The sequence below is a fragment of the Nocardia sp. CA-136227 genome (assembly GCF_050955695.1).
In the GTDB taxonomy this organism is placed as follows: domain Bacteria; phylum Actinomycetota; class Actinomycetes; order Mycobacteriales; family Mycobacteriaceae; genus Nocardia.
This window is the reverse complement of record NZ_CP192081.1, coordinates 1,844,286-1,869,678: the sequence shown is the minus strand read 5'-3', so window position 1 is coordinate 1,869,678 and position 25,393 is coordinate 1,844,286. Positions and strand designations below refer to the sequence as shown.

Sequence of the window (25,393 nt, the reverse complement as noted above, 5' to 3'; positions counted from 1 at the left end):
CGCTCCGGGCTCGCTGAATCCTCGGCCTATCCGGCTACCGCCGCGAAACGGGTCGTATGACCGGCTGGATCAACCTCCTCTTCGTCCGGCTCCGACACCGCGAACTGTCGTTTGCCAGCGGTTTTCGCCGAGTACATGGCCCGATCCGCACTACGCAGCAGGTCCGAGAAATCGCACTCGCGACCGGGCGGGCAGAAAGCGGTCCCGACACTCGCCGACGCGGGCACGAATCCGGCGGCCGTGGGCACCGGCTCACACAGCGCCGCCAGCACCCGCATGGCCAGCTCACTGAGCGAATTGCGGCGCGCGGGCAGCGCCACCACGAACTCGTCGCCGCCGTAGCGGGAGATCACGGTCTCCGGCGGACAGGCCGCCCGCAGCCGCTGCGCGATGCTGACCAGCACCTCGTCACCGACGGTGTGGCCGTAGTTGTCGTTGATCGCCTTGAAATCGTCCAGGTCGATGAGCAGCAGCCCGACGCCGCGCGCCGGATCGGCGGCCATCACCCGCACCCGCTCCTGCAGCAGCGAGCGGTTGGCCAGATCGGTGAGCGCGTCGTGGGTGGCCTCGTGCCGCAGCCGGGTCTGCAGGGCCGCGATCTCCTGCACCCGCACCGACACCGCCTCGGACAGGCTGCGCTCCTGCTGGACCAGGGCGCGCTGCTGCAGCGCCTCGGCGTAGGCGTCGATGGCCTGGCTGGCGATGAACGACCAGCGGGTGGCGATCAGCGATCCGCGCACGCCCGGTGCGAGTCCGAGCAGCGCTCGGCTGGCGGGGGCGAGCATGCGGGTGCGCTCGAACGGAGCGTCGGCCAGGCTGCGGCCGATCCGGCGGGCCGAGCGCACCGGAAACGGTTCGGAGCCCGCCAATTCCAGCAGTTCGCCGATGACGCCGCCGAAGATGCGCTCGAGGTCAGCGGAGGGAACGCTGGGCGCCTGGCCCAGCGCGGCGCTGCTCGCGCCGGGGTGCACCGACCGCACCCATTCCCGGATGGTCGCCGCCACGATGGCGGAGGTTCGGGTATCGAGACGGATGGGCATGCGCGCTCACCCTGCGTACGTGATGCCAGGACCGGCGTGCGCGCCGGTCACGCCCTTCGGATCGAACTCACTACTACGCGGTCGGCCACACCAGTGGTGCATGCTCACCGCCCCCTTTCCAGATACCCCCGTCCGGACAAAAAGGATCCTAGCAAGCCACCCGACATCGAAAACCCCTGATTCAGAACAGGTTCCCACTGTCTCGCGAATGGCGATCGGATGTCTCATCGCTGGCCGAGCTCCGGTGTTACACCCGATTTCGGCATGTTTTCCGCGACGCGCCGGAGGCCGGTCCCGACCGGCCGCGACGTGCGGAGACGCGACCTGATTGGCATTCCGGGAGTGAGGTTCGGTACAGTGCTGACGCACACGGCATCCACGGATGCGGTGACTGCGGGTGTAGTTCAATGGTAGAACCTCAGCCTTCCAAGCTGATGGTGCGGGTTCGATTCCCGTCACCCGCTCTTTCCCGTTCTGCGGGAGCGTCGGTCCGACGCGCAACGGGGTGTAGCGCAGCTTGGTAGCGCATCCGCTTTGGGAGCGGAGGGTCGCAGGTTCAAATCCTGTCACCCCGACCATTTTTCGAGCCGCTCCACCCCGATTTCACTGGTAGAAGCGGACAATTCACTCCACTCGCACGGCGATCGTGGCGCGTCGCGCCGTCCGCCGTCGCGGCTGTGTCCTATGTCTCTCATCGCCCGGGTGTGTCGAGTCACCCGGAAGCCGGATTCCGGTAACCGGATGTTGTGCCTCCGTTTGCACTGTGTTATCGATTTACGGTGCTGGTCGACGACAAGATGAACGTTTCCGGCTCGGTGCTGTCCGGCCGCGAGACCCGTTCTCGACTCGTCCCGGCCGCCGGGCTGGGTGTCGCGGTGCTTTTGCTGGCCATCGCGCAGGCGTGGGCCTCCGCCCACGGCGTGATGGGACCGCTGCGCAGCCTGATCGACGACTACTTCGCCAATCCGCAGTCGGCGGCGGTGTCGTGGGCCGGACTCGGGCTCGCCTGCATCGGGGTGCCCGCGCGCACGCGCATGATCGCGCTGGTTGCCGCGGGAGTGCTGGACCTGCTGACTTTGGGGCTGCAGATGGCCTGCGGCTGGCATGTGTCGATCGGGACCGGGCCGACTGTCGCGCTCACCGCGCTGACGATGGTTGTGCTCCGATGGGAGGGTGAGCGTCGCCGGACCGCCTTGCAGGCCATCGCGTTCGGCGTGTTGCTCGTCATGGCGTCCAAACTCGCCGACACCTGGCTGATGGTGAGCATCGTCGCCGGGCCGCGGGTGCTCGATCAGTATGTGCAGCTCGCGGATCGGGCGCTGGGGGAACCGGCGTGGGTGGTCGGGCGGCTGCTGGACACGCTCGGTCCGATCCCCTCGCATGTACTGCATGTCGTCTATATCCAATTGCCGGTGGCGGCGGTGGTCGTGGCCGTGTGGCAGTTGCGTCACGTGTCGACGAGTTCGTGGCCGCGGCACCACCTGGTGCGAACGTTCTTGCTGCTGGGCGTGATCGGGCCGCTCGGGTACGTGCTGTTCCCGGTGGTCGGCCCGGTGTTCGCGTACGGGCCACTCGGGCACGGGCTGGAGATCGGGGACTGGCCGCAGGTGTGGCCGGCGTTCACCACCGATCCGCAGCCGATGCTGTTCGACTCCGAGACGGCCCGCAACTGCATGCCGTCCATGCACACCGCGTGGGCGACCGCGCTGTTCATCCACTCCCGCCGCGGGCCGCGATGGCTGCGCTGGGCGGGCACGTTCTGGCTGGTGTGCACGCTGCTGGCGACGCTCGGATTCGGATACCACTACGGCAGCGATCTGGTCGCGGGCGCGGTGCTGTGCATGACCGTGGAGTCGGCGCTGCGCGATCCCCAACGCGGGTGGGAGCATCCGCGTGTCCGCATGGTGTCGCTCGGCGCGGCGGTACTCACCGGATTGTTGCTGGCCTATCGGTTCCTGGCCAACACCATGGCCGCGTACCCGGTCGTCGCGGCGGCGATGGTGCTGGGCTCGCTGGCGGCCGTATCGTTCCTCTTCTACGCGACCTGGTTCGCGCGTCCGGGCAGCCGGTTGGCGCACTGGGGAGGCCGAACACCCCTCGACGGATTTGCCGTCGATTAACCACTCCCCCAACGCAATCCGGACATCTTTGCCCGAACCTTGAAAGGGTTACCCTCTCCCTGATGATCACAACGCGGGCGGGGCAACAGAGCTTGCTGCGCACTCTCAAGTCTGACGGCCGCGCGGGCCTGCCTCGCATTCCGATCGTGATCGGGATTCTGCTGACGCTGGCGATCACGGCGATCTTCTCCGCCATGCACGGCTTCCTCGACCTGCAGGTGTATCGCATCGACACCCGCGGCTGGCTCGAGCACGGCACCCTCTACGGCCCGACCCTTCCTGTCGCCGGCCACACCGACCTGCCGTTCACCTACCCGCCGTCGGCCGCGGTCCTGATGATCCCGCTGGCGATCGTCCCGCTCTGGCTGGCCGAACTCCTGGTGACCGCCAGCTCCCTGGCCTGCCTCGGCGTCACCCTGTGGCTGGTCGTGTCCCGTGTCCGCCCCGACCTGGAATCCCGCCTCAAACTGACCCTCACGGTGTCCGCCGTGGTTCTCATGCTGGCCGTCGAACCGGTCCGAACCACCCTGTGGTTCGGCCAGATCAATCTGGTCCTGATGGCCGCGGTAGCCCTCGACTGTCTCACCGAGAAGCCCCGCTGGCCCCGAGGCGTCCTGGTCGGCATCGCCGCCGTCACCAAACTCACCCCCGCCGCCTTCATCCTCTACTTCCTCATCCGCCGCGACTGGAAGGCCGCCGCCACCGCGGCGGCCACCGCCCTCGGCGTCGTCGCCGCCGGGTTCGTCCTCCTCCCCGACGAATCCCGCGACTACTGGTTCCACGCCGTCATCGACACCAACCGCATCGGCTCCCCCGACTACGTGGGCAACCAGTCCATCAAAGGCATGTCCTTCCGCCTCTTCGGCTTCTCCTCCTCCACCGCCACTGTCGTCTGGCTGGGCCTCGCCCTCGTGGTAGCGGCAGCGGGCGCGTACCTGATGCACCACCTGACCCGCCTCGAGCGCAAGGACGCCGCCGAAGCAGGCGTCCCCGCCCCCGCCCCCATGACGGTCCTCACCGTCGCCACCCTCCTGGTGAACGCGGCCGTCCTCCTCCTCGTCTCCCCGGTGTCCTGGACCCACCACTGGGTCTGGGCAGCCCCGGCCCTGGTAGCCGCCATCGCCTGGGCCACCACCCGCCCGGCCCCCGCCACCTACGCCCTCATAGCGACGGTCGCCCTCTTCTTCCTGATCGGCCCCGGCATCGTCCCCAACGGCAGACACCAAGAGCTCCACTGGCACTGGTGGCAACACCTCCCCGGCGACATCTACATCCTCGCCACCGCTGCCCTCCTCACCCTGGCCCTGGCCCGGCTCCTCAAGCGCCGCACCCCGGCCGTTTCCTAGGATCGGGCCTGGACGCGGCGCAGGCCGAGGCGATCCGGCTCGGGCGTCAGTCGCGAACGAATTCGTAGGTGTGGAACACCAGGCCGGCACCCATCTTTCGAGTGTTGGTCAGGTGTAGCGGCTTCTTGTCGCTGATCTCGTCGAAGAGCCGCAGGCCGCTGCCCAGGACGACCGGGAAAACTACCAGGCGCAGTTCATCGGCCAGGTTCTGTTCCATCAGGGTGCGGACGAGCTGGTAGCTGCCGTAGACCAGGATGTCACCGGCGACGGTGCGCTCGAGCTCCGAAATCTCCTTTGCCGCGTCGCCGTTGAGGATCGTGGTGTTGGTCCATCGGGGCGGTTCGAGGGTCGACGACACCACGTACTTGGGGATGCTGTGCATTCTGTCCGCCCACTCGGGGCTCACGCGGTCGGCCGCCCCGCCGCCCGGTTGTATCCGGGACTCGAACCACTCGCTGGTCCGCCTGCCCAGCAGGAGCGCATCGACGCTCCGCAGCTCCTCCGTCTCGCGGGCGGCCCAGTCTCGGAGGTCCTCGGTTTCGACGAACCGGTGGAACCAGCCGCCGAGTTCGAAGCCCTCCGCGCCGTCCGGGTCCTGGACCACTCCATCGAGGGTGATGTTCGAGCTGATGACGATCTTTCCCATTTCCTGCTCCTTGGACGTTGTTGTCGGCTGTCACAGGTGTGGACGGTGCGGCATTGTCGAAGGGGGCGCTCCGCGACCGACCCTTTCGCGCCGCCGCCGACGTCCATACGGGATGGGACTGCACACAGGGAATGAGGTGGCGGGAGTGGAGTCGGTGCGAACGGACCTGCTGTCGAGGGCGCGGGGCGGGGACGGCGAGGCGTTCCGGGCGCTGACCGAGCCGCATCGTCGCGAGCTACAGGTGCACTGCTACCGGATGCTCGGATCGTTCCAGGACGCCGAGGACGCGCTGCAGGACACGATGCTCGCCGCGTGGCGAGGTCTCGAACGGTTCGACGGCCGCGCCTCGCTGCGCACCTGGCTGTACCGCATCGCCACCAACCGGTGCCTCGACGCGCTGCGCTCCGCTCGCCGACGCCCCGCGCGGCAGTGGGATGTCCCCGGAATCGACCTGCCGGAACCCACCGGACTCGGCGAAATCCACTGGCTCGAGCCCTATCCCGACGCTCTGCTGGACGGTGCGATCAGTGTCCCGCTCGGCCCGGAAGCCCGCTACGAGCAAACCGAATCCATCTCCCTGGCCTTCGTGACCGCCCTGCAGATCCTGCCGCCCCGCCAGCTCGCCGCCCTCATCCTGCGCGACGTCCTCGGCTTCCACGCCACCGAGGTAGCCGACATGCTCGACACCACCGTCGAATCGGTCAAGAGCGCCCTCAAACGCGCACGCGCCGGAATGCAGGACCGGCTGCCGGTGACCACCGCCCCGCGGCCGCCCGCCGACTCACCCGCCGAGGACGCGATCGTGGCGAAGTTCGTCACCGCCTACGAATCCGCCGACATCGAAGCCTTGGTCGCACTCCTGACCGACGACGTCTTCATGTCGATGCCACCGATCCCGCTGGAATACCGAGGCCGAGACCTGGTGGCTCGCTTCCTCACCCTCGTCTTCGACTCGGCACACCGATTCGAACTGCTCCCGACACGAGCCAACGGTCAACCCGCCTTCGCCGTCTACCGACACCCCTCCCTCGGCACCCACGGATCCGGCCTCTTCGTCCTCACCCTCACCGGCGACCGCATCAGCGCCATGACCCGATTCGAGAACACCGTCCTCCCCACATTCGGCCTACCGCAATCCCTCCCCGGCGCATGAGCACCGTCGCCGATCACGACGTGTAGGCGACAAGCACCAGCACATTGCCCGAAACTTGCAGGTAAGCACGGGGTTTGAACTCGGGAGTGGCAAACTCCGCATCAAGCTCACGACTCGTCCGGAATTCGCCGCCGGGCAGCGACGGCACCAGCTCCGCGCGGAGCCTGGGACCCGAATCCGAGGCCACGGGAGCGGGTTCATTGCCGACGGTCCGCGTGCGCAGCGCTTCGGCCACCGCGGGGTCGAGCGTAATGATGGCCTGGAGCCAGTAGTCCGACGGACCGGGGACATCGATGCGGGAGGGCGTGATCTCCATACCCTGAACGCCCGCCGCCCAGGTCGCGGACACGGGTTGCGCGATGGCGGGCCACCGAGATGTCAGCGGCTCGAGATCGTGCCGGAGCGCTTCGGCGGGCGCGGGTGCCTCCGGCGGGTTCGCGCATGCCGACACCGCGGCCACCAAGGTCGCGCCGACCACCAGCCCCAGCAGCTGCCGTCTCGTTCTGAGCATGCCGCCCAACCTAATTCACTGGCCGGAGCCGAAAGGCACTCGGTACGTGGCGTTTCGCGCGACGAGAGTCGAGACGCAACGCTCAGTCGGCCTGGCAGGCGGGGCACCAGAAGAGGTTTCGGCCGTCCATCACCGTGCGGACGACGGTGGCGCCGCAGAGACGGCAGGGTTCGCAGCGGCGCTCTCAGCTGGTCTTCTTGACGGGAGGAAGGTACTTGCCGAGGGTTGCGGGATCCTTGGCGTCGCCGGCGGGTAGGTAGATGCGGTAGTTCAGTCGGAACAGTCCGCTGGGCGGCGAGGGCAACCAGTTGCTCGCGTGGTCCGCCGGTTGCTGGTTCTGGATGTGGATATCCAGTGAGCCGTCGGGGTTCTTGGTCAGGCCCGGGGTTCGGTCACCGATGGAGAACCGGTTGATCGGATTCTTCACCAGCTGAAAGTCGGAGCCGTACATGGTGATCGACCAGAATCCGTTGGGCAGTGTGGGTGGGAGCTGGTCGGCGTTGAAGTGCAGCACATACTGCTGTGATCCGTCGAGTAGAGTCGCGTCTCCGTCCTCGTAGGTACTGAAGTACTCGGCCTCGTCACGGTCGTGAACGAACAATCCCTCCAGTGCCCCGGCGGCACGGTCGAAATAGTTGACCCCGTAGGTTCCCGGCTCGAGGTTGTTCCAGCGCGTGGGGTACGGGGTGCCGCGGTACTTCACCTTCCACGACATGACATTCGGACCGTCGACTGCCGCGCGCGCCAAGCCTTTTCGCATCGGTTCGCTGAGTGTATTGATGTCCATGGGCTTGCCGAGGGTGACCCCACCCCGGCGTAGTAGTTCGATGGCCGCGTCGTTCCCCGGTGCCGGTGGGTTCTCGGCCGCCAGATCAGCGACCGTCTGGAAGAACGCCAGATCGCCTTGGTAGTTCGGGCGCGGGCTCAGATCCGGCACGGTGACCTGGCCGTGCTTGGCCGGGTCGTTCCAGTTGGACAACGCGGTGGTGGTGAACTTCTCTTGCAGCGCATTGACTTCGGCGAGATCGGCGGCGTTGTCGGGCAGCACGCCGATGCGGATCGCCACCATCGCGCTGTTGTTCGGTAGCCGATGCTCGATCACTCCGGGCGGCAGTTCGCCGTGCCAGTTCGGTCCCACGAATGCGTGGTCACCGCCCTTGCCGCCGGTCGCCCGGGTGCCGAGGTAGAACACATTGTTGGTGTAGGCGTCGGCGACCTCGACCGACCAGTATCGGTCCGTGATGTCAGGGGCGGTCAGGATCATCGGCTCATCGCGAAGCTCCATCCCCACGCCGCTGTACACGGTGTCATTGTTCGGCGTGTACGGCATGACATCGTCTGCCGTGGCCAGGGTCTTCATGTGGCCGATCTGGTTGAGCGGAGCGGCCGGCGCGTACGCCTTGGCCTTCTCCAACGCGACCGGATCCAGCCGCAGCTTGCGCTCCCGCTCGGTGATCGTCAGCGGGAGTCCGAACACGTAGTTCTGAATGCCGACCGAATAGGCCCACTGTTCCTCGGACTGTGCATCCGCGGCACGAGTGTCGGAACCTTGCGGCGAGGCATTCTCCTTCGTACCGGTCGCACATCCGAGCAATAGGGCAGAGACCCCCAAGAACAGCACGGGTACCCGAACATAACCCGGTAGCCGTCGTAGCGAGCGGGGAAGATTGACATGGCGGCTCATGAGGCAATGGTGACACCCAAGAGCTAACTTATGGCAACTATCAGTGGGGGGTGTTGGCCGCCGACTCCTCGTCGTGGCGGTCGGCGAGCTGTAGTAACAACAACACAGCCACACCGGCCACCACGATCCCGATCAGGTTGACGCCGAGCTGAACGAGCGAGCTCAGTGCCGCATGCCATTTGCCCGCGAAAGCCGCGACAGCCGCCAATCCGGCGGCCGGCACCGTCGTCACCGAAATGAACACACCCACCAGCACGGCGGAGCTGGAGGTGACCACGGCCAGCATCCCCGCTACCCCTGCCAGCAGGGCGACCACCAGTGAGAACGGCCCAACTTGGTAGATGAAGTCGAAGGCATGGGCGCTCTCGACATTGCCGACCCCGATCCAGCCGAGGCGGACCCACACCAGCGTGGCCAGCACGGTGATCGCCATCGCGGCCGTAAACGAAATGGCCAGGGTGCGCACCGAAGCCCGCACCAGCCGCGGATCGCGGCGCACCAACCCCACCGAAAGCGCTGCCAGCGGCCGGAATTCGGGCCCGACCACCATCGCGCCGACCAAGGTCAGTGGCGATGCCGTCGTCACCCCTACCGCCGACAGCAGAATCGCGATCGTCAGAAACGCGAGAAAGGTGGGCGTGAAGCGGGCCCCTTCGCGCGCCTGCCCGAGCAACTGCGCCCATACCACCACTCTATCGGCAGGTGTCGGCGCCGCGGCGTCGGCGCGTTCCCCCGCACTGGAGAGCATGGTTCCCGACGACGCGAACGAAATACTGCCCGTCCGAACAAGATCCAGAGCACTCAGCGCGGAGATCGCGGCATTGACGGAGGCCCGCGCCAGATCGGCTTCGATCACATCGCCGGGCGGATCCACGGACCCACCGCATGCAAGGGTCACATTGGTGGCACCGGGTTCCGCGACCAGGATTTGTACTACTTCGCCGCTCCGCTCACTCGGAGAAACGACGCGTAGATGCAGCACAGCACGGCCTCCTTCAGCCCGGCGGTGGGCTGAGTTCAAGCGGTGGCAGCAGCCCAGTTCATCATCAGCAACCATAACGGCAGCGGGACCGGATGCGTCGCGGCCTGCCCCGGTGGGATCGGGGCAGGCCGTCGGGGTCGTTGCGTGGGGCTACTTGACGATCTTGGCGCGGAAGGGTCCGCCGATGCTGTTGAACAGCAGGTCGCCGTTGCGGAGTGCTTCGATGACGGCGTAAGCGCCGTTGCCGAGGTTGGCTTGGCCGAAGATGGTGCGGTGCACGGTCTCTCCTGTCTTCCAGTCCAGGCCGGTGACCTCCCAGCCGTCGGCTTTGCTGTAGCCGTTGACGAACACGATCCCGGTGGCGGTGGAGACGGCCGGGACCATGGAGGTCGAGGCGACATCGCCGCGTGCCCACACCGAGTTCCAGCGGTGTCCGGCGGGGTCCCATTCGAAGCGTTGCATGCCGTGGGGCGGGGTATCGACCGGGCCGTTGGCGAGTACGTCGATGAGCCGGTCGGGTTGGCCGCCACTACCGATATTCTGGACCACGAACGCACCGTTCCCGCTGACCACGACCGACTGTTCGGATTGCACGAATTCCGGGAGCGGGTCGGGCAGCCCCGCGGTCACCTGGACCTGATCGGCGATGCGATTGGACTTGGTGCCGGGCTTCTGCTGAAAACCTTCGGGAATCTTGTTGCGCCAGAACGCGACCAGATGCATCTGGTCCGCGCCGTCGGTGATCACGACCAGCTCGTCGGACTCGCCGTCGAATCCCATCAGGGTGGGGGTGGACCCGGTGCCGGTGCCGAACTTCACCGCCGGGGGGCGACGACCGGTGTCATAGGGTGAGGACCAAGCGCCGTCGGCTTCGTCGGTCGAGAGGTTCGAGCCGGTCCACACGATCTTGCGCATGACCTTGTTCGAGGCGATATAGATACCGTTGTGCTCGTCGACCGACATCGAGTTCGACACGGTCTCGTCGTCACCGAAACGCACCCGCTGCGGGGCGGCGTCGAGGTTGGTGCGGTCGAAGGCCAGCAACTCACGCGTGGAGCCCACGAGCAGATGCCCGTCGTAGGTCAGGTTCACCCCGACCACGTTCTCCGGCAGGCCCGTGGCGGTCGTGCCGGCACCCAGGAACGGCTTCAGGTCGAGGTGTTTGATGACCTTGACGCCGTCTTCGGGCTTGTCGTTGTTCTCGAGCCCGAAGACGTACAGCTGGGAGTCGTTTGTGGTGTAGTAGACGCGATTGTCCTTGTCCACCAGGCTGTAGACGCCGTTGGCGATACGCGTCCAGTTGATCCCGCCCCAGTCCTGATCCACCGCGTTCTGGATCTGGGCGACGTCGGTGAAGTTCTGATTCAGCACCGCGTCCAGCGCCGGTGCGGGGATCGACGCGATGCCGGGGGCGTCCATTCCCGCGACTTCCTTGAAACCGCCGCCGGAGACATCCACATAACGCACGCCCGCGGACGAGGAGATCCACCGATACTTCGGGTCGGTGCCGGCCAGGGTGATGATGCTGACCGGACCCACCGCGACGCGCGGCATCTGCGCCGGATCGATGTGGAAGGTGCCGCGCGGCACCGGATCACCGAAGCTGTCGGACTGGCCCGAGTCCAGATGGGTGACCGCGTACTTGTCCGCGGCCAGATAGGGATTGCGCGCCGGGCCCTTCCCGGCGGCGGCCGTCGGCGACGAGGTACCCGACGAGCCGCTGTCCGAAGAGTTGCTACTGCAGGCCGAGCCCACCAGTACCATGGCCAAAGCCAATGCGGCGGCAGCGGTTCCCGTGCGCAGATATCGAGGCGTACTCACCCGTGCATCACTCCTGTCCCTCGCGGCCGAAAGAACGCGAACTCACAGCTGGAAAGCCAGAAGCCGCTGCCGCTCGCCCGTCGAGGGCAGCGATCACAACCGGGCAGAACGAACAGAAGGCTCCAAAGCCCAGCGAAGGTAACACGCCTGTTCAGCGGGCCGGGAAATTAGTAGCCAGCGTGTTGCCATCGCTGTTCGAGTACTCGAGGCAAGTCTGGCCGACGTCTGAATGACGGCTCAGGCAGGCTGACAGGTCGGGCACCAGAAGAGGTTTCGGGCTTCCATCACCGCGTGCAGAACGGGAGTTCCGCACACACGGCAGGGCTCGCCCACACGACGGTAGACATAGGTTCGAGGGCGGTCGGCCGCGTAAGAAGGGGCGCCGTGATCGTGTTCGGGCCGGACCACATGCATCTTTCCGCGGCGGACGCCGATGGGCATCAACTCGGTCAGGTCGGTCCACATGGCATCCCATTCGGTGCGGGACAACGACTTTCCGGCGAGATGCGGTGAAATGCCCTGGCGGAAGAGGACTTCGGCACGATATACGTTGCCCACTCCGGCCAGGACCTTCTGGTCCATGAGGAGTGCGCCGATGGGGCGCTGGGAGCGCTGGATTCGCGCGAAGGCCCGGTCGGGGTCGGCATCGCGACGCAGCGGGTCGGGGCCGAGGCGGGCGGTGAGGGCGGCCACCTCCGGGTCGTGGAGGATTTCGCAGGCTGCCGGTCCGCGCAGGTCGGTGCCGTGTGCTTCACCGGTACGACCCGCGCCGATCAGGCGCATGCGGACCTCGCCGACGGGGGCGTCGATGGGGACTGCGGATTCGGTGAACTTGCCGTACAGACCCAGGTGGATATGCAGCGTGACGCCCGAATCGTAGTGGTGGAGCAGGTGTTTGCCCCACGCTTCGGCGCGGGTCAGGACGCGGCCGTCGATGAGGGCCGCGCCGGCGGCGAAGCGGCCCTGGGGGCTCGAGACTCGGACCCGACCGCCGGCGAAGCGCTTGTCGTGCAGCTTCGCCAGGCGGTGCAGCGTATGGCCTTCCGGCACAGGTCAGTTCGGCAGCGCGGGAGCGACGCCGGTCTTCTCGTACTCGGCGAGGATGTCGATGCGGCGCTGGTGGCGCGGCTCGTCCGACCACTGGGTGGTCATGAAGGCGTCGACGATGGCGAGGGCTTCCTCGGTGGAGTGCATGCGGCCGCCGATGCCGAGCAGCTGGGCGTTGTTGTGCTGGCGGGCGAGCTGCGCGGTCTCCACGCTCCAGCCGAGGGCGCAACGCGCGCCGGGCACCTTGTTGGCGGCGATCTGCTCGCCGTTGCCGGAGCCACCGAAGACGAAGCCCAGCGAGCCGGGCTCGGCGACGACGCGGCGGGCCGCCTCGATGCAGAAGGCCGGATAGTCGTCGAGGGCATCGTATTCCAGCGCGCCGCAGTCGACGACGTCGTGACCCTGGCCCTCCAGGTGAGCCTTGACGTGGTTCTTCAGTTCGAAGCCGGCATGGTCGGCACCCAGGTATACGCGCATGGCTGCGATTCTGTCAGCCCGCGCGCGACCGCCCGCGCAGGGGGCTGTCACCACCGGAATACGAGGTGTGAGCCACTCGCGGCGAGGCCGACCCGCCGACGCGCGCGAACGTACTATCCAGGCATGACGTCCGACGACAGTTCATCCACGCCGAACGCCTACGGGGGGCAATCCGCTGGCGGAGATCAAGGGCAGCCGCCGAGCGGCGAACAGCCCACCGCCGTCCATCCCAGCCAGCCGACCGGCGGGTACGCCCAGCCGACGACTTCCTACCCCGCCGCGCAGCCCACCGGCGCCCAGCCCGCGTGGAATCCCGTCACCGGCATGTCCGGCTGGGATCCGCGGGTGGGCCCGCCGGGATGGGCTCCGCAGCAACCGTATTCGCCGCCGCCCCCGCCTGTGGTGCAGACCGGCATCCGCGGCCTGTCCCCGTTCGGGATGCCCGCGCGGCACAGCTGGGAGATCCCGCTGCTGGTGATCGTGATCATCGCCACCGTGCTGGCGTACCTGCTGGCGCTGCTCGCACTGGTGTCGGGTAGCTCCAACCAGATCGTGCTGGTCCTGGCGTTCGCGCCGCTGCTGGTCTACCTCGGCCGCGGTATGAACTACGCCGCGCAGCGGGTGAACGGCGTGAGGATGTCGCCGACCCAGTTCCCCGACGGCTTCCGCATGGTGCAGGAGGCGGCGGCTCGCTTCGGCATGACCAAGGTGCCGGACGCCTACGTGGTCACCGGCAACGGCCAGATCAACGCCTTCGCCTCCGGGCACGGCTTCCGCCGCTACGTGGTCGTCTACAGCGACCTGTTCGAAGTCAGCGGCGCGGCACGCAATCCCGAGGCGCTGGCCTTCATCATCGGCCACGAGGTCGGGCACATCGCGGCGGGCCACGTCTCGTACTGGCGACAGCTGGGCATGTTCCTCGCCCCGTTCCTGCCGATCCTGGGCAGTTCGCTGATCCGCTCGCAGGAGTACACGGCCGACAATCACGGCTTCTGCAACCGCCCGCAGGGCGCGCCGACGGCCATGCAGACGCTGGCGGCGGGCAAGTACCTGAACAATCTGGTCAGTTTCGACGAGATGGCGGACCGCGCGCCGCAGGAGAAGGGCTTCTTCGTCTGGATGGCGAATGCCACGGCCAGCCACCCGGTGCTGACCTGGCGCATGTGGGCACTGCGCGACCGCAGCCGCCACGGCAAGCTGTTCTGGCGTCCCGACGCCCCGCCGCGTCCGCCGGTGGCCGGACCCTACGGCGCTCCGCAGCCGTACGGCGGCCCGCCACCCCAGTACGGCCAGACCACCACGTATCACGAGTACCGGCCGCAGTGATCACCCGATCGGGTGGGGTCTGTTCCCACGGACCCCGCCCGATCTGCGTCTACAGCGCCGAAAACCCTGTGCCTCAGTCGAAGGCGGGGTCCTCGGTGCGGGTCCGCTTCAGCTCGAAGAAGTGCGGGTAGGAAGCGAGCGCGACGGCGCCGTCCCACACCTTGCCCGCCACCTCACCGCGCGGAATCCGCGAGAGCACCGGACCGAAGAAGGCCACGCCGTTGATGTGGATGGTCGGCGTGCCGACATCCTGGCCGACCTTGTCCATGCCGGCGTGATGCGAGGCCTTCAGCTCTTCGTCGTATTCGACGGAGGTGGCCGCGGCGGCCAGCTCGGCCGGCAGCCCGACCTCGGCCAGCGACTCGGCGATGATGACCTCGATCAGGTCGGCGCGCGGCCCGTCCTGCTCGTATTCGGCGCGACGGTTGTGGAAGCGCGTGCCCATGGCGGTGTACAGCGGCGCCAGCACCTTGTCGCCGTGGTCGCGGGCGGCGGCGATGGCGACCCGGACCGGGCCCCAGGCGGTGCGCAGCAGCTCCACGTACTCGGGCGGCAGGCCCTCGCGGCCGTCGTTGAGCACGCCCAGGCTCATGACATGGAAGTTGACGTCGATATCGCGGACCTGCTCGACCTCGAGGATCCAGCGGGAGGTGATCCAGCACCAGGGGCACATCGGATCGAACCAGAAGTCGACCCGGTCCTTTTTGGTGTCGCTCACAAGGAAGTCCTTTCACAGTCGACGGCCGACACACGGCCGTTCTCCTAACGCAACGCCCGGGATCGTTGCCGATATTTCCGCTCCGCCCGACTCGCCCGGGTCTAGGGTCGAAAGATCGGCCTCGCCGGGAGGACGGCCACATCCGGTGCAGCGATCCCGGCCGCGTGAGCAGGGAGGTTTCGTATGACCAGTTCCAGGTTCGTCATCGCGGGAGGTGGGCTCGCCGCGGCGAAGCTCGCGGAAGCCTTGCGGGCCAATGACTTCGGCGGCGCGGTGACCCTGGTCAGCGCCGAGGAGCATCTGCCGTACGAGCGTCCGCCGCTGTCCAAGGAGCATCTACTGGGCAAGAAGTCGCTGTCCGACTTCACCGTGGACCCGTCGCAGTGGTACCGCGACCATCACATCGAATTGATGCCCGGCACCACCGTGACCGGACTGGACCGCGGCGCCAAAACCGTTGCGCTGCCGGATGGTACGACGCTGCCCTACGACAAACTGGCGCTGGCCACCGGCTCGCGCCCGCGCATGCTGCGCATGCCCGGGGTGGACGCGCGGGGCGTGCACGTGCTGCGCACCATCGAGGACTCCGACGCCCTGCTGGCCATGTTCGGCGAGGTCCGGCGACTGGCGGTGATCGGCGCGGGCTGGATCGGACTCGAGGTGACGGCGGCAGCGCGGGCGGCAGGCGTGGAAGTGACCGTGCTGGAAGCGGACTCGGTCCCGTTGCGGGCCGCGCTCGGCACCGAGATGGGCGAGGTATTCGCGAGCCTGCACCGCGCGCACGGCGTGGACCTGCGCACGGACGTGAAGGTCAGCGAGATCACCACCACCGCCGACGGCCGCGCGACCGGTGTGCTCCTGGACGACGGCACCCGCATCGAGGCGGACGCGGTGCTGGTCGCGGTGGGTGCGCGCCCCAATATCGAGCTGGCCGCCGATGCCGGGCTGGCCGTCGACGGCGGTGTCCTCGTCGACGAGAGTCTGGCCACCTCGGACCCCGATATCGTCGCGGTCGGCGATATCGCCGATCAGCAGCATCCGGTGCTGGGTCGGCGAATCCGGGTGGAGCACTGGGCGAACGCGCTCAATCAGCCCGCCGTGGCGGCCCTGACCATGCTCGGCAGGCCCGCCGTGTACGACCGGCTGCCCTACTTCTTCACCGATCAGTACGACCTGGGGATGGAGTACACCGGCTACGTCTCCCCCGAGCAGCGGGCGCGCGTGGTGGTGCGCGGTGATCTGGCCGGACGCGAGTTCGTGGCGTACTGGCTCGATCCGAACAATCGGGTGCTGGCCGGGATGAACGTGAACGTATGGGATGTCACTGACAAGATCAAGGAACTGATCCTGAGCGGCCGGGCCGTGGACCCGGACACCCTGTGACCACCATCACACCTGATGGGCTGCGCGATACGTCGATCCGGCGTGCGGGGCTCCGACCTGTATGCGAGAGCGCCACCGCGGCGCGCCGACGAAGGAGCCGACCATGAAGTACATGCTGATCAAGTCCTACACCCCGGCCGCTTTCTGCGACACCCCGATCCACCAGTGGGCGCCCGAGGAGATCCGGGCGCACATCGACTTCCAGCGCACCCTGGGCGAGCAGCTGGCCAAGTCCGGCGAACTGGTCGAAGCCCAGGGCCTCGCCGACCCGGGTCAGGCGATCACCGTCAGTTCCGACGGCCGGTCCGCGCCGGTGGTCACCGACGGCCCGTTCCCCGAGACCAAGGAGCTCCTGGCCGGCTACTGGATCATCGATGTCGACACCCCCGACCGGGCCGTCGAGATCGCCGCGCAGGCCTCGGCCGCGCCCGGCCCGGGCGGCAAGCCGATCGGCGAGTACATCGAGGTCCGCCAGATCATGTGCGCCCCCGCCCCCGAACTCTGATGCCGCACACCGCGATCGAGGACCTGCTGCGCGAACTCGCCCCGCAGGTCCTCGGCGCGCTCGTCCGCCGCTACGGCGATTTCGACGCCGCCGAGGACGCCCTCCAGGAAGCCCTGCTCGCCGCCGCCACCCAGTGGCCCGCCGAGGGCCTGCCCGACAATCCGCGCGGCTGGCTCATCCAGGTCGGCGCGCGGCGCATGGTCGACGCCATCCGCGCCGATTCCGCCCGCCGCAACCGCGAGACCGCCGACGCGATCCGCGACCCGGAACGCCTGGGCACGACGACGCCCGACCCGGCCGACGCGGTGATCACGGCATTGTCGGAGACGGGACTCGACCAGCTGGCCGCCGCACCCGGTGCGCACGGCGCGCCCGCGACATACGGGGTGTCCGGCATTCGCGGCACGGCCGATCCGGGCGGCGCGGTCACCGGCCGCACCGCCCGCGATACCGGGACCGAGGACCGGGACGACACGCTCACCTTGTTCTTCCTGTGCTGTCACCCCGCCCTGTCGCCCGCGAGCGCGATCGCGCTGACCCTGCGTGCGGTCGGCGGGCTCACCACCGAGGAGATCGCCCGGGCCTTCCTGCTGCCGGAACGCACCATGGCGCAACGGATCACCCGCGCCAAGAAGCGCGTCGCGGAGGAGGACCGCCCCTTCGCCATGCCCGCGGAGTCGAACGGTCAACGCGGGGAATGGAATACGCGCCTCGACAGCGTGCTGCGGGTGCTGTACCTGATCTTCACCGAGGGCCACACCAGCGGCGGTGAGCGACTGCGCCGCGGCGACCTGTCGAGCGAGGCCATTCGCCTGGCACGGGCGCTGAACCGCGTGCTGCCGGACAATCCCGAGGTCACCGGCCTGCTGGCGCTCATGCTGCTCACCGATGCCCGGCGCGCCGCCCGGACCGGGGAGCACGGTGAACTGGTCCCGCTCGCCGACCAGGATCGCGGGCTGTGGGACCGCGAAATGCTCATCGAGGGCGTGCGATTGGCGACTGCCGCGGTGCGGAGCGGGCTGATCGGCCCGTATCAGATCCAGGCCGCCATCGCCGCCCTGCACGCCCAGGCGCTGCGGCCCGAGGACACCGACTGGCCGCGAATCCTCCTGCTGTACAACGCCCTCGAACGCCAGTCCCCCAACCCCATGGTCACGCTCAACCGGGCCGTCGCCACCGCCATGGTGCACGGTCCGCAGGCCGGGCTGGACCTGACCGACACCCTCACGGAGTCGCTGGCGGGCAATCATCGTCTCGACGCTGTACGCGGCCATCTGTACGAAATGGCCGGGGAACCCGAGGAAGCCATCGCGGCCTACACCGCCGCCGCGCGCCGGACCACCAGCCTGCCCGAGCGCGACTACCTCACGATTCGGGCCGCCGGCCTGCGCCGCGGCTGACGCGCCACCTCAGGCGGCGGCGGTCCGGAAGGCGGTCGGGCTGACGCCGCGGTGGCGTTTGAAGGCGGCCGAGAACCCGAACGGATCGGCGTAGCCGACGGATCGGGCGATGGTGGCGATGGTCAGGTCGGTGTCGGTGAGTAGTTCCTCGGCCTCGTCCATCCGTGACTCGGTGAGGTAGGCCAGCGGCGGTTGCCCCATGACAGCGGTGAACCGTTTGGCGAAGAGCGCCCGGGAGACACCGGCTTCGGCGGCCAGCGAGGCCACGGTCCACGACGTGCCGGGCACGGTGTGGATGGCTTGCAGCGCGGGCGCGATGACCGGATCGGCCAGGCCGCGGAACCAGGTGGGGGCCTCGGACCCGGCCTGATCGAACCAGGTGCGCAGGGTGCAGACCAGGCTCCAATCGAGCAGGCGGTCCATCATGGCCTGCGAGCCCGCGCTCTGCGCGACGGCGGACACGGCGGCCGATTCGAGCCAGTCGCAGGAGTCGGCGTCCTCGCGGACCACCAATACCGGTGGGAGCGTGCGCAACAGGCGCTCGTGGCGACGGAAGGAGGTGCGGTAGGCCCCGACCATCAGCGCGGTGGCGTCGGCGTCACTGCCCCAGTGGATTCCGCCGAGTTCCTCGACCGAGCATTCGGAATCGCTGGTGAAGCAGGAGATCTCGTATTCGGTCGGCGCGAGGGCACGATTCGATCCCCGGGCCGCTTCGGCATCGAGATCACCTGATACGAGCCGGAATTCGCCCGGACCGCGCACCAGCGCCGTGTCCCCGGCGTCGAGCTGCCAGGTGCTGCCGCCGGGCAGCAGGAGCGTGCCGCCGCCCCGCATCACGGTGACCATGGTCAACGGCGCGCGGTCGGCGAATCGAATCGTCCACGGCGCGGGCATGACCGCGTGCGTGACCACGGAGCCTTCGGCTCGAATGCCGCTCAGCAGTTTGCTCAGAGGATCCACTCCACCGAGGGTAGACGAATTCCTATCGAAGGGAGCGTTCCACCCATGGATCGTCTACGCCGGGGCGGGTGTACTGGGTTCACAGCATGAACAACCGCCCCGATCCAGGAGGAATCCTTGTCGCACGACACGCTCGACCGGCACACCCGCACCGCCCTGGTCGTGGTCGCCCACCACCGATCCGATTCCCTCACCGCCCATCTGGCCGCCCGCGCGGTCGCCCGGCTGGAGACCGACGGCTATCGCGTCGACCTGCTGGACCTGCGGGCCGAGGGCTTCGATCCCCGCATGATCGAGGCCGACCAACCGGATTGGGGCAATCGCGAGAAGCTCTACTCCCCCGAGGTCCACGAGCACATGGACCGCATCCTCGCCGCCGACGTGGTGATCGCGGTCTTCCCCGTCTACTGGGCGAGCGTGCCCGCGCTGCTCAAGGGCTGGATCGACCGCGTGTGGAACTACGGATTCGCCTACGGCCGCAGCAAACCTCGCCTGGCGGGCAAGCGCATCCTGTGGCTCGGCCTGGCCGGGATGGCCGGGGGCGATCCGCTGGTGGACTTCCTCCAGCAGTCGCTCGAGGGCCAGCTCAATATGGGAATCGCCTACTACTGCGGCTTCTCCCACTCCACCGTCGGCCTGCTGCCCGACGCCGAGGAACGCCGTCAGCGGCTCGACGCCGACGGGCGACTGCTCTTCGACCCGGCCACCGTCGGCGCCGAACGCGTGGCCCAGTACGCCGAACTGGAGCACCGGGCCGACGAGTTCGTCACGAACTTCCTTGCCGCCGAGGCGGTTCCGGTCTAGACGCCGGTCCAGGCGTTGCCGGTGATGAGTTCGTAGGCCTGCTTGTACTTCTGGCGGGTCACGTCGATGATGTCGGCCGGGATCTCGGGGCCCGGGTACTCCTTGTTCCACCCGGTGGAGGTGGACCAGTCGCGCACGAACTGCTTGTCGAACGACTTCTGCGGGCGGCCCGGCTCGTAGTCGTCGGCGGGCCAGAAGCGGGAGGAGTCCGAGGTCAGCACCTCGTCGCCGACGGTGAGAACGTCACCGTCCCAGCCGAGTTCGATCTTCGTGTCGGCGATGATGACACCGTTGGCGGCGGCGTGGTCCGCGCCGCGCGAGTACATCTCGAGGGTCAGGTCGCGCAGCTTCTCGGCGACCTCCTTGCCCTCCTGGTTCACCACGTCGGCGAAGCTGATCGGCTCGTCGTGGCCCTCGTCGGCCTTGGTGGTGGGGGTGAAGATGGGTTCGGGCAGCTTGTCGCCGTCGCGCAGGCCCGGCGGCAGCGCGATGCCGGACACGGTGCCGGTGCGGTTGTACTCGGCCAGGCCGCCGCCGGTCAGGTAGCCGCGCGCGATGCACTCCACCTTCACCATCTTCAGCGGCTTGACCCGCACGCCGCGGCCGGCGAACTCGGCGGGCACGTCGGTGGTGGACAGAATGTGGTTGGGCACATCGGAGAAGAAGCCGAACCACCAGTTCGACAGCTGGGTGAGCAGCGCGCCCTTGTCCGGGATCGGGGTCGGCAGCACCACGTCGTACACCGACACCCGGTCGGATGCGACCAGGATCAGCGAATCGCCGTCCTCGTACAGGTCGCGCACCTTACCGGCGTGGATGTGCTTCAACGGTCCTCCTCGTGCTGGGCGATAGCTGCCGTCGCCCAGCCTAGTGGGTGGCCGTCCTCGCATCGGACACGCCCAACCGCCCGACCCCGGGCATGGCAAGCTGGCTACTGCCGCACAGTTCTCCGAGAGCTAAGGAGCCTCCTTGTCCGCACCGAATCTCACCCGCGAGCAGGCCATCGAACGCGCCGCCACGGTCCAGGTGGAGAACTACAAGGTCGAGCTGGACCTCACCGGCCAGCCCACCAGCGCCGACGCGCCTCGCAGTGAGACGTTCCACTCGAAGGCGACGGTGACCTTCACCGCGACGCCGGGTGGGCAGACCTTCATCGACTTCGTGGGCGCGGGCCTGCGCTCGGCCGTGCTCAACGGCGTCGACCTGGACGTGAGCGGCTACGACGAGGAGCAGGGCCTCACCCTGCCCGACCTGGCCGCGAACAATGAACTGGTGATCGAGGCCGACGGCGAGTACTCCAACACCGGTGAGGGCCTGCACCGTTTCGTCGACCCCACCGACGACAAGATCTACCTGTACTCGCAGTTCGAGACCGCCGACTGCAAGCGCATGTTCGCCTGCTTCGACCAGCCCGACCTCAAGGCCACCTACGACATGGTCGTGACCGCGCCCGAGGACTGGGAGGTCATCTCCAACGGGGCCGTCACCGACACCCACCGGCTCGGCGCCGTCGTCCGCCACACCTTCGCCACCACCCCGCGCATGAGCACCTACCTGGTCGCCCTCATCGCCGGACCGTACGCGAAATGGACCGACTCCTACCAGGATTCGCACGGCGAGATCCCGCTCGGCATCTACTGCCGCGCCTCGCTGGCCGCGTTCATGGACCACGAGCGGCTCTTCACCGAGACCAAGCAGGGCTTCGGCTTCTACCACGCCAATTTCGGTGTGCCCTACGCCTTCGGCAAGTACGACCAGCTGTTCGTGCCCGAATTCAACGCGGGCGCCATGGAGAACGCCGGTGCCGTCACCTTCCTCGAGGACTACGTCTTCCGGTCCAAGGTGACCCGCGCGTCCTACGAGCGCCGCTGCGAGACCGTGCTGCACGAGATGGCGCACATGTGGTTCGGCGACCTGGTCACCATGAAGTGGTGGGACGACCTGTGGCTGAACGAGTCCTTCGCCACCTTCGCGTCGGTGCTGTGCCAGGTCGGCGCGACCGAATACACCAACGCCTGGACCACTTTCGCCAATGTCGAGAAGTCGTGGGCGTACCGGCAGGACCAGCTCCCGTCGACCCACCCGATCGCCGCGGACATCCCGGACCTGGCCGCCGTCGAGGTCAACTTCGACGGAATCACCTACGCCAAGGGCGCTTCCGTGCTCAAGCAGCTGGTGGCCTACGTCGGCGAGGAGCCGTTCCTGGCCGGTCTGCGCGACTACTTCACCGAACACGCCTACGGCAACGCCACTTTCGACGATCTGGTGGGCGCGCTGGAGAAGGCGTCGGGCCGCGACCTGTCCGACTGGGGCGCGCAGTGGCTCAAGACCACCGGCCTCAATATCCTGCGCCCCGACTTCACCGTGGACGCGTCCGGCAACTTCACCTCCTTCGCGGTCGTGCAGGACGGCGCGGAGCCCGGCGTGGGTGAACGGCGTGTGCACCGGCTCGCCATCGGCATCTACGACGACCAGGACGGAAAGCTGGTGCGCACCAAGCGCGTCGAGCTCGACGTGGACGCCGCCGCGCGCACCGACGTGCCCGAGCTGATCGGTGTCGGCCGCGGCAAGCTGGTGCTGGTCAACGACGACGACCTCACCTACTGCTCGGTCCGCCTCGACGCCGACTCGCTCGACACCGTGGTGGCGCGCATCGCCGACATCGCCGAACCGCTGCCCCGCACCCTGGCCTGGTCCGCGGCCTGGGAGATGACCCGCCAGGCCGAGATGAAGGCCCGCGACTTCGTGGCGCTGGTGCAGCGCGGCGTCGGCGCGGAGACCGAGATCGGCGTCGTGCAGCGGCTTCTCATGCAGGCGAGCACCGCGCTCAGCGCCTACGCCGACCCGGAGTGGGCGCGCACCGAGGGCTGGCCCGCCTACGCCGACCGGCTGCTGGAACTGGCCCGCGCCGCCGGTGCGGGCTCGGACCACCAGCTGGCGTTCGTCAACGCGCTCACCGGCGCGCTGCTGTCCGAACAGCACATCCAGGTGCTGCGCCAGCTGCGCGCGGGTGACCCGGAAGGCGTGGACCTGCCCGGTCTGACCGTCGACACCGACCTGCGCTGGCGGATCACCCAGGCGCTGGCCGCCGCCGGAGCCATCGACTCCGACGGCATCGAAACCCCGGTCATCGACTCCGAACTCGCCCGCGACGACACCGCCGCGGGCCGCCGGCAGGCCGCCGCCGCCTCCACCGCCCGCCCGCAGGCGGCGGTCAAGGAATCGGCGTGGGACACCGTCATGGGTGACGACACGGTGGCCAATATCACCGCGCGCGCCATCGTCGCGGGCTTCGCGCCCGCGGGCCAGTCCGAGCTGCTGCACCCGTATGTGGAGCGGTACTTCGCCGATATCGCCGGGGTGTGGGACCGCCGGTCCAGCGAGGTCGCCCAGACCGTCGTGGTCGGCCTCTACCCGCACTGGGCCGTCAGCGAGGAAGCCGTCGCCGTGGCCGACAAGTTCCTCGGCGGCGACCACCCGCCGGCGCTGCGCCGCCTGGTGGTCGAGGGCAAGGCGGGCATCGAACGCTCGCTGCGTGCCCGAGCCTTCGATCGCGGCTAGAAAGCACTGCCCGGCAATACATTTCGCGAGCGGCCCCCTTCCGGAAATTCCGGAAGGGGGCCGCTTCCCGTTGTCGTCGCTCGGCGAACGCTGCTGTGAGCAGATCTGCTCACGGCAGCGTGGCGGGACTTCCCGGGCCGGGCTGCGGCACCGTGAAGGCATGGCAGACAACAAGACTCCGATGTTCAACTGGAGCACCAGGGAACAGCTCTTCGCCCGGCGGGTCCTGGTGCTGGACGGCGGGCTCGACGACGACAACGGCACGCTGCTCATGACCCAGCTGCTGACGCTGGCCGCGGAGGACCCGGAGGCGCCGATCTCGCTGTGGATCCACTCGCCCGGCGGTTCGGTGCCCGCCATGCTCGCCATCCGCGACGTGATGCGGCTGGTGCCGTGCCCGGTCTCCACCCTCGCGCTCGGATTGTCCTGCAGCGCCGGGCAATTCCTGCTCTCCGCCGGCACCCCCGGCCACCGCTACGCCCTGCCGCACGCCCGCATCCTCATGCACCAGGGCTCGGCGGGCATCGGCGGCAGCGCCGTCGAGGTGGAAGTCCAGGCCGACGACCTGCGCTACACGGTGCAGACCGTGCTCGGCCTGATCGCCCAGGACACCGGCCAGCCCTACGACCAGATCTTCGAGGACTCGCTCCACGACCGCTGGTTCACCGCGGAACAGGCCCGCGACTACGGCTTCATCGACCACATCGTGGACTCCTTCCACCAGGTGGTCCCCGCGCGGCAGAAACTGGGGATCTCGGCATGAGCACCTACACGATTCCGAACGTCATCACTCGCGACCCGCGCGGCGAACGGATCATGGACGTCTACTCGCACCTGCTCAGCGAGCGCATCGTCTACCTCGGCACCCCCATCGACTCCGGCGTCGCCAACGCCCTCATCGCCCAACTCCTGCACCTGGACGCGGAAAGCCCCGGGCAGGACATCAACCTCTACATCAATTGCGAGGGCGGCGAACTGCCCGCCATGCTCGCCATCTACGACACCATGCAGCACATCTCGTCGCCCGTCGTCACCACCTGCGTCGGCCAGGCCATCGCCGTCGGCGCGGTCCTGCTCGCCGGTGGCGCGAAAGGCCGCCGCAACGTGCTCCCCCATTCCCGAATCGTCCTGCACCAGCCCGCGATCCGAGGCCAGGGCACCATCCCCGACCTCATCCTCCAAGCCGACGAAATCGTCCGCATGCGCGCCCAGATCGAAGCCATCCTCACCACCCACACCGGCCAAACCCCGGAAACGCTCCGCCGCGACACCGACCGCGACCGCGTCTTCACCGCCGAAACCGCCATCGACTACGGCCTCGCCGACCAACTCCTCGGCCCGCGCTGAATTCCGGAACGCCCGCGCCGGCAGTGTCGGCGCGGGCGTAGCGCGAATCAGTGTGTCGCAGTGCGGGTCAGGCGGCCAGCGACAGCATGACCTGGCCGGCGTAGCGGTGCGGCACGGCGGGCGGCGCGGTGGGGGTCAGGCCGGTGCGCAGGAGCTCTTCGGCGACCTGGCGGGTGAGTCCGCCAACACTGATGCCGAGGGCTCCGGCCAGGGCGGCGATCATCTCGCTGGAGGGTTCCTTGCGGCCACGTTCGATCTCGGAGAGGTACTGCGGCGAGATACCGGCTCGCCCAGCGGTTTCGGTGAGCTTCTCGCCGAGATCCAGCCGCATCGAGCGCAATCGGTCGCCGAGCGCCTCGCGCCACAGGGGTTCCCGGTCCGCGCGCTCGCGGGCAGGCGCGGGCGATGCCGTGGGGCGTACCGACCGGCCCGCTCGATCCAGACCACCGGGAAGCGCCTTCAGGCGCGGATGCTCGGACATACACCGAGCGTAAAGTGCCTGGCCCGGCCGTCGCGCCTCGATCTGCTGAGAGCGAACTCCTCGGCGAACTTTCGAAGCGCC

The 25,393-nt window shown here is 68.2% G+C and carries 23 protein-coding genes, 2 tRNA genes and 1 pseudogene; 13 read left to right on the top strand and 13 right to left on the bottom strand.

What is annotated here, in order from left to right:
- Nucleotides 1-26 precede the first annotated feature (26 nt).
- Nucleotides 27-1,040 carry a diguanylate cyclase domain-containing protein gene (locus ACQP06_RS08295; protein ID WP_433671678.1) on the bottom strand — a complete coding sequence of 338 codons (1,014 nt, stop codon included), beginning with the start codon at nucleotides 1,038-1,040 and terminating at the stop codon, nucleotides 27-29.
- A 393-nt stretch (nucleotides 1,041-1,433) separates the two neighbouring features.
- Here ACQP06_RS08295 and ACQP06_RS08290 point away from each other — a divergent pair.
- From ACQP06_RS08290 to ACQP06_RS08275, 4 genes are all read left to right on the top strand, one after another.
- A tRNA-Gly gene (locus ACQP06_RS08290) sits at nucleotides 1,434-1,504 on the top strand.
- A gap of 37 nt (nucleotides 1,505-1,541) precedes the next feature.
- A tRNA-Pro gene (locus ACQP06_RS08285) sits at nucleotides 1,542-1,618 on the top strand.
- A gap of 219 nt (nucleotides 1,619-1,837) precedes the next feature.
- Complete coding sequence (locus ACQP06_RS08280) at nucleotides 1,838-3,160, top strand: phosphatase PAP2 family protein (RefSeq protein ID WP_433673269.1); 1,323 nt, start codon at nucleotides 1,838-1,840, stop codon at nucleotides 3,158-3,160.
- Between the two features lie 62 nt (nucleotides 3,161-3,222).
- A complete protein-coding gene (locus ACQP06_RS08275; protein ID WP_433671676.1) occupies nucleotides 3,223-4,506 on the top strand; it encodes a glycosyltransferase family 87 protein in 1,284 nt (427 codons plus the stop codon).
- 46 nt (nucleotides 4,507-4,552) lie between these two features.
- Here ACQP06_RS08275 and ACQP06_RS08270 read toward each other — a convergent pair whose 3' ends face one another.
- Nucleotides 4,553-5,152, bottom strand: coding sequence for a dihydrofolate reductase family protein (locus tag ACQP06_RS08270; RefSeq protein WP_433671674.1), 600 nt, complete (start codon nucleotides 5,150-5,152; stop codon nucleotides 4,553-4,555).
- Between the two features lie 145 nt (nucleotides 5,153-5,297).
- On the opposite strand from ACQP06_RS08270, the gene ACQP06_RS08265 reads away from it, so the two are divergent.
- Nucleotides 5,298-6,305 (top strand): sigma-70 family RNA polymerase sigma factor, encoded by a 1,008-nt coding sequence (locus ACQP06_RS08265; RefSeq protein ID WP_433671672.1) that lies wholly within the window; start codon nucleotides 5,298-5,300, stop codon nucleotides 6,303-6,305.
- Nucleotides 6,306-6,318: 13 nt separating this feature from the next.
- Here the strand turns inward: ACQP06_RS08265 and ACQP06_RS08260 are convergent, their stop codons facing one another.
- The 7 genes and pseudogenes from ACQP06_RS08260 to ACQP06_RS08230 form a co-directional block, all read right to left on the bottom strand.
- Nucleotides 6,319-6,816 carry a hypothetical protein gene (locus tag ACQP06_RS08260; protein ID WP_433671671.1) on the bottom strand — a complete coding sequence of 166 codons (498 nt, stop codon included), beginning with the start codon at nucleotides 6,814-6,816 and terminating at the stop codon, nucleotides 6,319-6,321.
- 82 nt (nucleotides 6,817-6,898) lie between these two features.
- Nucleotides 6,899-6,976, bottom strand: a pseudogene (locus ACQP06_RS08255) (zinc finger domain-containing protein); the annotation flags it as partial.
- A gap of 24 nt (nucleotides 6,977-7,000) precedes the next feature.
- A complete protein-coding gene (locus ACQP06_RS08250; protein ID WP_433671669.1) occupies nucleotides 7,001-8,293 on the bottom strand; it encodes a DUF1254 domain-containing protein in 1,293 nt (430 codons plus the stop codon).
- A 247-nt stretch (nucleotides 8,294-8,540) separates the two neighbouring features.
- The gene (locus tag ACQP06_RS08245) at nucleotides 8,541-9,374 is read right to left on the bottom strand and encodes a DUF389 domain-containing protein (protein ID WP_433671667.1); all 834 of its coding nucleotides are present in this window, start codon (nucleotides 9,372-9,374) and stop codon (nucleotides 8,541-8,543) included.
- A gap of 258 nt (nucleotides 9,375-9,632) precedes the next feature.
- A complete protein-coding gene (locus ACQP06_RS08240; RefSeq protein WP_433671665.1) occupies nucleotides 9,633-11,303 on the bottom strand; it encodes a hypothetical protein in 1,671 nt (556 codons plus the stop codon).
- 237 nt (nucleotides 11,304-11,540) lie between these two features.
- Nucleotides 11,541-12,353: an Fpg/Nei family DNA glycosylase gene (locus tag ACQP06_RS08235; RefSeq protein WP_433671663.1), complete on the bottom strand. Its 813-nt coding sequence runs from the start codon at nucleotides 12,351-12,353 to the stop codon at nucleotides 11,541-11,543.
- A gap of 3 nt (nucleotides 12,354-12,356) precedes the next feature.
- Nucleotides 12,357-12,827 (bottom strand): ribose-5-phosphate isomerase, encoded by a 471-nt coding sequence (locus ACQP06_RS08230; RefSeq protein WP_379167202.1) that lies wholly within the window; start codon nucleotides 12,825-12,827, stop codon nucleotides 12,357-12,359.
- Nucleotides 12,828-13,151: 324 nt separating this feature from the next.
- On the opposite strand from ACQP06_RS08230, the gene ACQP06_RS08225 reads away from it, so the two are divergent.
- Complete coding sequence (locus tag ACQP06_RS08225; protein WP_433673268.1) at nucleotides 13,152-14,153, top strand: M48 family metallopeptidase; 1,002 nt, start codon at nucleotides 13,152-13,154, stop codon at nucleotides 14,151-14,153.
- Between the two features lie 73 nt (nucleotides 14,154-14,226).
- Here ACQP06_RS08225 and ACQP06_RS08220 read toward each other — a convergent pair whose 3' ends face one another.
- Nucleotides 14,227-14,871, bottom strand: coding sequence for a mycothiol-dependent nitroreductase Rv2466c family protein (locus ACQP06_RS08220; RefSeq protein WP_357090284.1), 645 nt, complete (start codon nucleotides 14,869-14,871; stop codon nucleotides 14,227-14,229).
- A 183-nt stretch (nucleotides 14,872-15,054) separates the two neighbouring features.
- Between ACQP06_RS08220 and ACQP06_RS08215 the strand changes: the two genes are divergently transcribed.
- The 3 genes from ACQP06_RS08215 to ACQP06_RS08205 all read left to right on the top strand — a co-directional run bounded on the left by ACQP06_RS08215 (nucleotide 15,055) and on the right by ACQP06_RS08205 (nucleotide 18,159).
- The gene (locus tag ACQP06_RS08215; protein ID WP_433671661.1) at nucleotides 15,055-16,254 is read left to right on the top strand and encodes an NAD(P)/FAD-dependent oxidoreductase; all 1,200 of its coding nucleotides are present in this window, start codon (nucleotides 15,055-15,057) and stop codon (nucleotides 16,252-16,254) included.
- Between the two features lie 103 nt (nucleotides 16,255-16,357).
- On the top strand, nucleotides 16,358-16,759 hold the full coding sequence (locus tag ACQP06_RS08210; RefSeq protein WP_433671660.1) for a YciI family protein: 402 nt from the start codon (nucleotides 16,358-16,360) through the stop codon (nucleotides 16,757-16,759).
- The gene (locus ACQP06_RS08205) at nucleotides 16,759-18,159 is read left to right on the top strand and encodes an RNA polymerase sigma factor (protein ID WP_433671658.1); all 1,401 of its coding nucleotides are present in this window, start codon (nucleotides 16,759-16,761) and stop codon (nucleotides 18,157-18,159) included. The genes ACQP06_RS08210 and ACQP06_RS08205 overlap by 1 nt, the downstream gene beginning before the upstream one ends.
- A gap of 9 nt (nucleotides 18,160-18,168) precedes the next feature.
- On the opposite strand, the gene ACQP06_RS08200 is transcribed toward ACQP06_RS08205, so the two are convergent.
- On the bottom strand, nucleotides 18,169-19,119 hold the full coding sequence (locus ACQP06_RS08200; RefSeq protein ID WP_433671656.1) for an AraC family transcriptional regulator: 951 nt from the start codon (nucleotides 19,117-19,119) through the stop codon (nucleotides 18,169-18,171).
- A 117-nt stretch (nucleotides 19,120-19,236) separates the two neighbouring features.
- On the opposite strand from ACQP06_RS08200, the gene ACQP06_RS08195 reads away from it, so the two are divergent.
- The gene (locus ACQP06_RS08195; protein ID WP_433671654.1) at nucleotides 19,237-19,923 is read left to right on the top strand and encodes an NAD(P)H oxidoreductase; all 687 of its coding nucleotides are present in this window, start codon (nucleotides 19,237-19,239) and stop codon (nucleotides 19,921-19,923) included.
- Here ACQP06_RS08195 and ACQP06_RS08190 read toward each other — a convergent pair.
- Nucleotides 19,920-20,750: a phosphoribosylaminoimidazolesuccinocarboxamide synthase gene (locus ACQP06_RS08190; RefSeq protein WP_433593268.1), complete on the bottom strand. Its 831-nt coding sequence runs from the start codon at nucleotides 20,748-20,750 to the stop codon at nucleotides 19,920-19,922. The genes ACQP06_RS08195 and ACQP06_RS08190 overlap by 4 nt on opposite strands.
- A 142-nt stretch (nucleotides 20,751-20,892) precedes the next feature.
- On the opposite strand from ACQP06_RS08190, the gene pepN reads away from it, so the two are divergent.
- The 3 genes from pepN to ACQP06_RS08175 all read left to right on the top strand — a co-directional run bounded on the left by pepN (nucleotide 20,893) and on the right by ACQP06_RS08175 (nucleotide 24,831).
- Entirely contained in the window at nucleotides 20,893-23,484 is a 2,592-nt protein-coding gene (gene pepN / locus ACQP06_RS08185) for an aminopeptidase N (RefSeq protein WP_433671653.1), read from the top strand.
- A 160-nt stretch (nucleotides 23,485-23,644) separates the two neighbouring features.
- Nucleotides 23,645-24,247, top strand: a complete 603-nt coding sequence (locus ACQP06_RS08180; protein WP_433671652.1) for a ClpP family protease — start codon at nucleotides 23,645-23,647, stop codon at nucleotides 24,245-24,247.
- Entirely contained in the window at nucleotides 24,244-24,831 is a 588-nt protein-coding gene (locus tag ACQP06_RS08175; RefSeq protein WP_379270767.1) for a ClpP family protease, read from the top strand. Before ACQP06_RS08180 ends, ACQP06_RS08175 begins: the two co-directional genes overlap by 4 nt.
- A gap of 67 nt (nucleotides 24,832-24,898) precedes the next feature.
- On the opposite strand, the gene ACQP06_RS08170 is transcribed toward ACQP06_RS08175, so the two are convergent.
- On the bottom strand, nucleotides 24,899-25,312 hold the full coding sequence (locus tag ACQP06_RS08170; RefSeq protein ID WP_433671649.1) for a helix-turn-helix domain-containing protein: 414 nt from the start codon (nucleotides 25,310-25,312) through the stop codon (nucleotides 24,899-24,901).
- Between the last annotated feature and the right edge of the window lie 81 nt (nucleotides 25,313-25,393).

What these genes read in the sequence shown, in the direction of transcription:
- ACQP06_RS08260 (WP_433671671.1), bottom strand. Translation starts at nt 6,816, where the DNA reads ATGCTCAGAACGAGACGGCAGCTGCTGGGGCTGGTGGTCGGCGCGACC.
- ACQP06_RS08295 (WP_433671678.1), bottom strand. Translation starts at nt 1,040, where the DNA reads ATGCCCATCCGTCTCGATACCCGAACCTCCGCCATCGTGGCGGCGACC.
- ACQP06_RS08175 (WP_379270767.1), top strand. Translation starts at nt 24,244, where the DNA reads ATGAGCACCTACACGATTCCGAACGTCATCACTCGCGACCCGCGCGGC.
- ACQP06_RS08225 (WP_433673268.1), top strand. Translation starts at nt 13,152, where the DNA reads ATGTCCGGCTGGGATCCGCGGGTGGGCCCGCCGGGATGGGCTCCGCAG.
- ACQP06_RS08230 (WP_379167202.1), bottom strand. Translation starts at nt 12,827, where the DNA reads ATGCGCGTATACCTGGGTGCCGACCATGCCGGCTTCGAACTGAAGAAC.
- ACQP06_RS08210 (WP_433671660.1), top strand. Translation starts at nt 16,358, where the DNA reads ATGAAGTACATGCTGATCAAGTCCTACACCCCGGCCGCTTTCTGCGAC.
- ACQP06_RS08270 (WP_433671674.1), bottom strand. Translation starts at nt 5,152, where the DNA reads ATGGGAAAGATCGTCATCAGCTCGAACATCACCCTCGATGGAGTGGTC.
- ACQP06_RS08215 (WP_433671661.1), top strand. Translation starts at nt 15,055, where the DNA reads ATGACCAGTTCCAGGTTCGTCATCGCGGGAGGTGGGCTCGCCGCGGCG.
- ACQP06_RS08180 (WP_433671652.1), top strand. Translation starts at nt 23,645, where the DNA reads ATGGCAGACAACAAGACTCCGATGTTCAACTGGAGCACCAGGGAACAG.
- ACQP06_RS08275 (WP_433671676.1), top strand. Translation starts at nt 3,223, where the DNA reads ATGATCACAACGCGGGCGGGGCAACAGAGCTTGCTGCGCACTCTCAAG.
- ACQP06_RS08205 (WP_433671658.1), top strand. Translation starts at nt 16,759, where the DNA reads ATGCCGCACACCGCGATCGAGGACCTGCTGCGCGAACTCGCCCCGCAG.
- ACQP06_RS08280 (WP_433673269.1), top strand. Translation starts at nt 1,838, where the DNA reads ATGAACGTTTCCGGCTCGGTGCTGTCCGGCCGCGAGACCCGTTCTCGA.
- ACQP06_RS08170 (WP_433671649.1), bottom strand. Translation starts at nt 25,312, where the DNA reads ATGTCCGAGCATCCGCGCCTGAAGGCGCTTCCCGGTGGTCTGGATCGA.